Origin of the sequence: Ligilactobacillus sp., from assembly GCF_036846325.1 — a bacterium.
In the GTDB taxonomy this organism is placed as follows: domain Bacteria; phylum Bacillota; class Bacilli; order Lactobacillales; family Lactobacillaceae; genus Ligilactobacillus.
This window is the reverse complement of the sequence record NZ_DAIUCE010000093.1, coordinates 1-6,713: the sequence shown is the minus strand read 5'-3', so window position 1 is coordinate 6,713 and position 6,713 is coordinate 1. Positions and strand designations below refer to the sequence as shown.

The following is a 6,713-nucleotide window of genomic DNA, read 5'->3' as shown; positions in this document are numbered from 1 at the left end:
CATAGGCGTGGAAAATCAATCGATGAAATTAAAGAAGGGGATTCTCTAACCGTCACGGAGTGCATTTCAGAGCGTGAATTGCTGATTTATCTCGGACTTACCAACGATTCCAATCCGTTATACGTTCAAACCGCATTTGCGCAGTCGATGGGATACAAGGCCCCCGTTGTTCCTCCGGTCATGCTGTCAGGAATTCTGACCAGTTCAATTTCAAAACTTCTTCCCGGTCCCGGGAGTGAAATTGTGAATGTAGCAACAAACTTCATTGAACCGGTTTACCATGAAGAAACGATTACGTTTACTTTTGAAGTCATCAAAGTCGATTTGATGAAGGAGGTAATCATGATTTCGGTTGAAGGAACAAACGAAAACGGGAATAGGATTCTTGATTCAGTGATCATGGTTCGTCCTCCGCGTCGTCTCAGTCATCAGCAACTTGAAAATAACTTGGAAAACGAGGGTGAAAGAAATGAATAACGATCCTAATTTATATGAAGGACAAAACTTAGTCAAAAATGCGAATGGTTTCTTTATGAAAATGTATGGGTATATGGCTGCTGCCGTAGGTGTTTCGGCGGTAACGGCATTCATGGCCGCCAACGTTCCGTCCGTTGTTCGTCTAGTGTCCAACGGGCTCGTGATGAGCATTCTGTTTATCGTGCAGTTGGTGCTTGTTTTCAGAATGTCTTCGCTCAAAGCCATTCGTACGTCTGGCAGGGCTTTGTTTTCATTGATTTTCTATTCAATGATTGAAGGCCTGTTTTTAAGCGGTCTGCTTTATAAATACACGGCAATGGACATTACACGTGCGTTTGTTGCTGCAGCGGTCCTGTTTGTTGTTCTGGCCGTTATGGGCACAAGCACGAGGAAAGATCTTTCCGGAATCGGACGGCAGGCATTGGCTGCCCTGATTGCGCTGATCATCGTCAGCATCATTAATTTGTTCCTGCACAGCACGATGATTCAGTACGTCTTCTCGTTTATCGGGATCGTCATTTTCTCAGCTCTGACGGCCTATGATTCGCAGACTTACAAGATGATGTACTATAAATTAGGGTCGCAGGTCAATACTGATTCACTGGCTGCGGTCGGTGCCTTGAACCTTTACCTTGATTTTCTCAATATTTTCCTGTATCTGCTGCAGATTTTCGGCATCGGTTCAAGCGACAACAATTAAAGAGCAAAAAATTCCCGTAACAGCGGGAATTTTTTATATGGTGAGGGGGGGAACACTGATGAAGAGACTGACAATGGTTGTTTTAGTCAGTTGTCTGTTCTTTTTAATGGGAGCCTGTTCCGCTTCGAAACAACACTTTGGAAAAAAGGGCAGTCTGGAGCAGGTTTCTAAAAAAAGCAGGCATGTTGGCGGAAAAGGTTCCGGAAAACATTTTGTCAAAAGGAAAATCAAACAAAAGATCAAGTGGATCAAATGCAGCACCCCGATCAGCTTTCCGATTTTGATGTATCACAGCATTTCAAATAATCCAGGGAACCGTTTATGCGTGCCAAAAGAGCAGTTCGAACATCAACTGGAACTGCTTAAAAGAAACGGTTACTATGCTTTGGACCCTCAGGAAGCGGAGCGCATTTTGACCAAAAATGAAAAGCCTGCCGAAAGGATCGTCTGGGTAACCCTGGATGACGGCTATCGTGACAATTACGCTTCTGCATTCAAGGCAATTAAAAAGACAGGCATCAAGGCAACGATCAACCTGATTACGTCAAAAATCAACTGCAAGGATCCGTATTACGTAAATCTTGATCAGATTGAGGAAATGAAGCGGACCGGACTCGTATCCTTTGGGTCTCACACGGTTCATCATCTGGAACTTAACCGGATGTCTTACGATCAGCAGTTTCAGGAAATGAATGATTCAAAAGTCTGGCTTGATCAAAAGCTCAATCGAAAGACGGAGTATCTGTGCTATCCGGTTGGGAGATGCAATAACCAAACGGCAATTGCTGCTCAAAAGGCGGGATATTCCCTGGCAACGACGACGCAGCCGGGACTTGCAAATGTCAATGAGGGAATGTATGGTTTGAAAAGAGTCAGAATCGTTCCAGACATCAGCGATAGCGGCTTCATTCAATTGCTGTCGACGGGATACTGAAAGCATGCGGTCGCTCTTTTTGGAGTTGACCGCGTTTTTTTGCTATAATCTGAATTGGAATCTAAATTGAAAGGGTGCAGACAATGACGGAAAAACAAAAGCTACTCCTGATTGACGGCAACAGTATTACGTTCAGGGGTTTCTATGCATTGTTTATGCAAACGGAGCGTTTCGTTAACCATGACGGTCTTCATACGAGCGCGGTTTTTTCATTTAAAAGAATGCTCGACAAAATTCTGGATGACGTAAATCCTGATAAGATCCTGGTTGCATTTGATGCCGGCAAGAAGACTTTTCGGACTGAAAAATACAGTGACTACAAGGCAGGCAGAAAAAAGACGCCGGAAGAATTGTCGGAACAGTTTCCGTATGTCAAGAAGCTTCTCGACTGCTACGGAATCAGACATTATGAATTGAGCAATTACGAAGCAGATGACATAATCGGAACAATGTCAAAGGAAGCTGAAAAAGACGATTATGAAACAACAATCGTAACCGGAGACCGGGATCTGACACAGCTTGTTACGAAACAGACGACGGTTGCCCTGACGGTTAAAGGCGTGACGGAAATAGAATACTATACGCCGGATCATCTGAATGAAAAGCTCGGCATCTCTCCTTCTCAAATTACCGATCTCAAGGGACTTGCCGGCGATTCTTCGGATAATTATCCGGGAGTGTCCAAAATTGGCGAAAAGACGGCACTAAAGCTCTTGAGCCAGTATGGAACGATTGAAAATCTTTATGAACACATTGATGAGTTTAAAAAGTCAAAGATGAAGGAACATCTGATTGAAGACAAGGAGATTGCGTTGACGTGCAAGAATCTGGCAACAATCAGGCGTGACGCGCCGCTTGAAATCGGGTTGGCCGACATCGACTTTGCGGGAAGGAACATTGAAAAATTGCGAGAGTTCTATCAGAGCATGGATTTTCATAAATTTTTGAGCGAACTGAATGCTGAAGAAAATCCAAATGAGGAAGAGCTTCCTGAGATAGTTGAACTGAATTTGGAAAACATTGATCAGCAGCAGCTGAACTCTGAAAATGCAAGCTTTTATCTTGAACTTGCCGATGAAAACTATCATACGTCTCCCTTCTGGGGATTTGCCATTCTGGCTGATGATCGGTGCTATGTTTCAAAAGACGTTTCCCTGTTAAAAAGAGAACCTTTAAGAGGATTTCTTGAAAATAAAGACAAGACTCTTGACGTTTTTGACGGAAAGAAGAACTATGTTTCGCTCAAGCGCTTGGGAATTGAGGTAAGGTCAATCGATTTTGACCTGTTGCTGGTATCTTATCTTCTAAACAATACCGACAACAGCAATGATCTGGGACAACTTTGTCAAAAACAGGGATATTTTGGCGTAAAAAGCGATGATGAAGTTTACGGAAAGGGCGCCAAAAGGGGAATGTGCTCTGATGAATCATTTTTTGCGCATTTGAGAAGCAAGGTTTTTGCGATTGCTTTCTTGAAACAAAAACTGATGCAGAAACTAAGGGACAATTCTCAAGATCATTTATATTTTGAAATCGAACGCCCGCTTTCAATCGTGCTTGCCAAAATGGAAATTGCCGGAATCAAGGCAGACAGAGATGTGCTTGAGACGATGGGAAGTCGTTTCAAGGAAAAGATAAACGATCTTGAATCATTGATCTATCAAGAAGCGGGAGAAACATTCAACATCAATTCACCCAAGCAATTGGGAACGATTTTGTTTGAAAAGTTAGGGCTGCCGGGTGCCAAGAAGACAAAGACCGGCTACTCGACGGCAGTCGGTGTCCTGGAAAAGCTCAGAGGGAACGATATCGTTGACAACGTGCTTTTGTATCGTCAGTTTGCCAAGCTTAAGTCGACTTATATTGACGGACTGCTCAAAGTGATGGATCAGGATGAGAAGGTGCACACGCGCTACACGCAAACGTTGACGACAACAGGGAGGTTATCTTCGGTTGAACCCAATCTTCAAAACATCCCCGTCCGCCTGGAAGAAGGAAGAAAAATCAGGCAGGCTTTCATTCCGAGTCACCAGGGATGGGAAATCTTCTCATCAGATTATTCACAAATTGAGTTGAGGGTCCTGGCACATATTTCAAAAGACGAGAACATGCAAAAGGCGTTTAAGGACGATCTCGATATTCATGCCAATACGGCGATGAAAATCTTTGGATTGAGCAGCCCGGACGAAGTAACGCCGAATATGCGCCGTCAGGCTAAAGCCGTCAATTTTGGAATCGTCTACGGAATCAGTGACTTTGGTCTTGCACAAAGCATCGGATGCAGCAGAAATCAGGCCAAAACGTTTATGGAAACATATTTTGAATCTTTTCCCGGCGTTAAAAGATATATGACTGAGATTGTGGAACTTGCAAGAAATCAGGGGTACGTCGAAACGCTTTTCAAACGCCGACGCTATCTTGAAGGGATTCGCTCTAAAAATTTCAATCAGCGTTCGTTTGCTGAAAGGACGGCTATGAATACCCCGATTCAGGGAAGTGCTGCCGATATCATCAAGGTTGCGATGATCAAGATGCAGGAAACGCTTGAAAAAGAAGAACTTAAAGCCAGAATGCTTTTGCAGGTGCACGATGAACTGATTTTCGAGGCGCCTGAAGAAGAAATCCCCGTGCTTGAAAAACTTGTTCCGAGTGTGATGGATTCTGCAGTTAAGCTGGACGTTCCGCTTAAAGTTGAAAGCGGACATGGCAGAACATGGTTTGATACGAAATGAGGTAGTGGAATATGCCTGAATTACCAGAGGTTGAAACGGTCAGACGCGGCCTTGACAGGCTGATCAAGGGTAAGACGATTAAAGACGTCAAGGTTTTATATGACAAGATAGTCGTGGGTTCCAAGTCTGAATTTTGCAGAAAGCTCAGCGGTAAGAAACTGCTTGATGTCGATCGACGCGGGAAATACCTGCTGTTTCGCTTTTCAGGCGAATTGACGATGGTTTCTCACTTGAGAATGGAGGGAAAATACTTCGTCAGGCAAAAAGGAGAACCGGTTGAAAAGCACACGCATGTAATCTTTTATTTCACGGACGGAAGCGAACTACATTATAACGACGTCCGTAAATTCGGGCGGATGGAACTGTTCAAGACCGGAGACGAAACCACTCTTTCCGGGATTTCCAAGCTTGGCCCCGAACCGACTGAGAAAGACTTTGATTCTCGAAAATTCTATGAACGTCTTCAAAAAAAGAAAAAACCAATCAAGACGGCTCTACTCGACCAGACGCTTGTTGCAGGGGTCGGGAACATTTATGCTGATGAGGTGCTCTACATGTCAAAGATCCATCCTCTGACCCCTTGCAACGAGCTCAGCCGAAAGCAGGCAGACTGCTTGAGAAATTCAATCATTGCCGAGCTTGAAAGAGCAAGCGAAGCAGGGGGGACGACGATCAGAAGCTATGCCAATGCCTTTCTTGAGGAAGGATCGTTTCAGTTCTTCTTGCAAGTCTACGGCAAAACCGGTGAAAAGTGTGGACGGTGCGGTACTCCGATTGAAAAAATCGTCGTCGGACAGCGCGGTACGCATTATTGCCCGAAATGTCAGGTACTGAAAAAATGAGCATAGTACTGGGCCTGACGGGAGGAATCGCCTGTGGAAAATCGACAATCAGCAGCTATTTGAAAAAGTTGGGGATTCCTGTAATCGATGCTGATGAATGTTCAAGAAACGTGGTTGAAAAAGGCTCAAGCGGACTTGAAAAGTTAACGAAAATATTCGGGGACAAAATTTTAAGGAATGACGGGACGCTTAATCGAAAGGTTCTTGGACAAATCGCCTTTTCAAATAAAGAGAAACTGTCATTGTTGAATTCGGTTATGGAACCTTTGATCAGGGAGGAAGTTTTTCGAAGGCTGGATCGGGAAAGGTACGCTGATCTCGTTGTTTTGGATGCCCCGTTATTGATTGAGCAGCATTATGACAGAATTTGCGATTTTATAATGACAGTTGACGTTCCAAAGGAAATTCAGCTGGAACGTTTGATTGAACGGGACAAACTTTCCGAAGACGAGGCAGAAAGAAGAATCGAGAGCCAGTTGAGCTCACAGGAAAGAAACGGATTTGCGGATGTTGTGATCGATAGTTCCGGAACGGTTGAACAGACCCGCAAACAAGTGATAGAATGGCTAGAGACGATAAATTTTTAAAAGCGTGCAGGGAAACACGTTCTTTTAAGGACGTGATGAATTGCCTTTTTTGCCCTTTGGGAACATGGATGCAAAAATATGCGTTATAATAGTTGATATAAAAGATATAAGACTTATATGAAATCGCTTCAAAATACGGCTTTACGATTGCTCACATGGAGATTGGAAAGGATGACCGCATTCACTTATTGGTGAGCGCACTGCCTGAATTGCCGGTAACGAATATTATGCGTTGGCTGGAGAAGCAGGCCGTTCAATGTTAACTAAGTATTCCAGACGTCGTTACCTGGCTTAATGCCAGGTGTGGAAGTGGAATCATAACCGCTTCGATCATCTGGAAGAGCTTGATGATTATTCCAACTGGCAGCGTGCAAGGGTCAATAAAGCCCGCTGCCAGAAACGGATTGCCAATAAGCGCAGAGACTGCCTTCATAAGCTGAC

6 protein-coding genes and 2 pseudogenes are annotated in these 6,713 nt (G+C 44.1%); all 8 read left to right on the top strand.

All coding sequences use genetic code 11. The annotated features are described in order from the left end of the window. A partial coding sequence (locus V7Z60_RS08120; protein WP_334117330.1) for a MaoC/PaaZ C-terminal domain-containing protein occupies nt 1–477 on the top strand: 477 nt, incomplete at its 5' end. After that, nucleotides 470–1,177 (top strand): Bax inhibitor-1/YccA family protein, encoded by a 708-nt coding sequence (locus tag V7Z60_RS08115; protein WP_334117329.1) that lies wholly within the window; start codon nt 470–472, stop codon nt 1,175–1,177. The genes V7Z60_RS08120 and V7Z60_RS08115, both read left to right, overlap by 8 nt. A 58-nt stretch (nt 1,178–1,235) precedes the next feature. Continuing rightward, complete coding sequence (locus V7Z60_RS08110; RefSeq protein WP_334117328.1) at nt 1,236–2,111, top strand: polysaccharide deacetylase family protein; 876 nt, start codon at nt 1,236–1,238, stop codon at nt 2,109–2,111. Between the two features lie 83 nt (nt 2,112–2,194). Beyond that, nucleotides 2,195–4,843, top strand: coding sequence for a DNA polymerase I (gene polA, locus V7Z60_RS08105; RefSeq protein ID WP_334117327.1), 2,649 nt, complete (start codon nt 2,195–2,197; stop codon nt 4,841–4,843). 11 nt (nt 4,844–4,854) lie between these two features. After that, nucleotides 4,855–5,685 (top strand): DNA-formamidopyrimidine glycosylase, encoded by an 831-nt coding sequence (gene mutM, locus V7Z60_RS08100; protein ID WP_334117326.1) that lies wholly within the window; start codon nt 4,855–4,857, stop codon nt 5,683–5,685. Beyond that, a complete protein-coding gene (gene coaE / locus V7Z60_RS08095) occupies nt 5,682–6,272 on the top strand; it encodes a dephospho-CoA kinase (protein WP_334117325.1) in 591 nt (196 codons plus the stop codon). The genes mutM and coaE overlap by 4 nt, the downstream gene beginning before the upstream one ends. 113 nt (nt 6,273–6,385) lie before the next feature. Beyond that, a pseudogene (locus V7Z60_RS08090) lies at nt 6,386–6,514 on the top strand (transposase); the annotation flags it as partial. Next, a pseudogene (locus V7Z60_RS08085) lies at nt 6,506–6,713 on the top strand (RNA-guided endonuclease TnpB family protein); the annotation flags it as partial. The pseudogenes V7Z60_RS08090 and V7Z60_RS08085, both read left to right, overlap by 9 nt.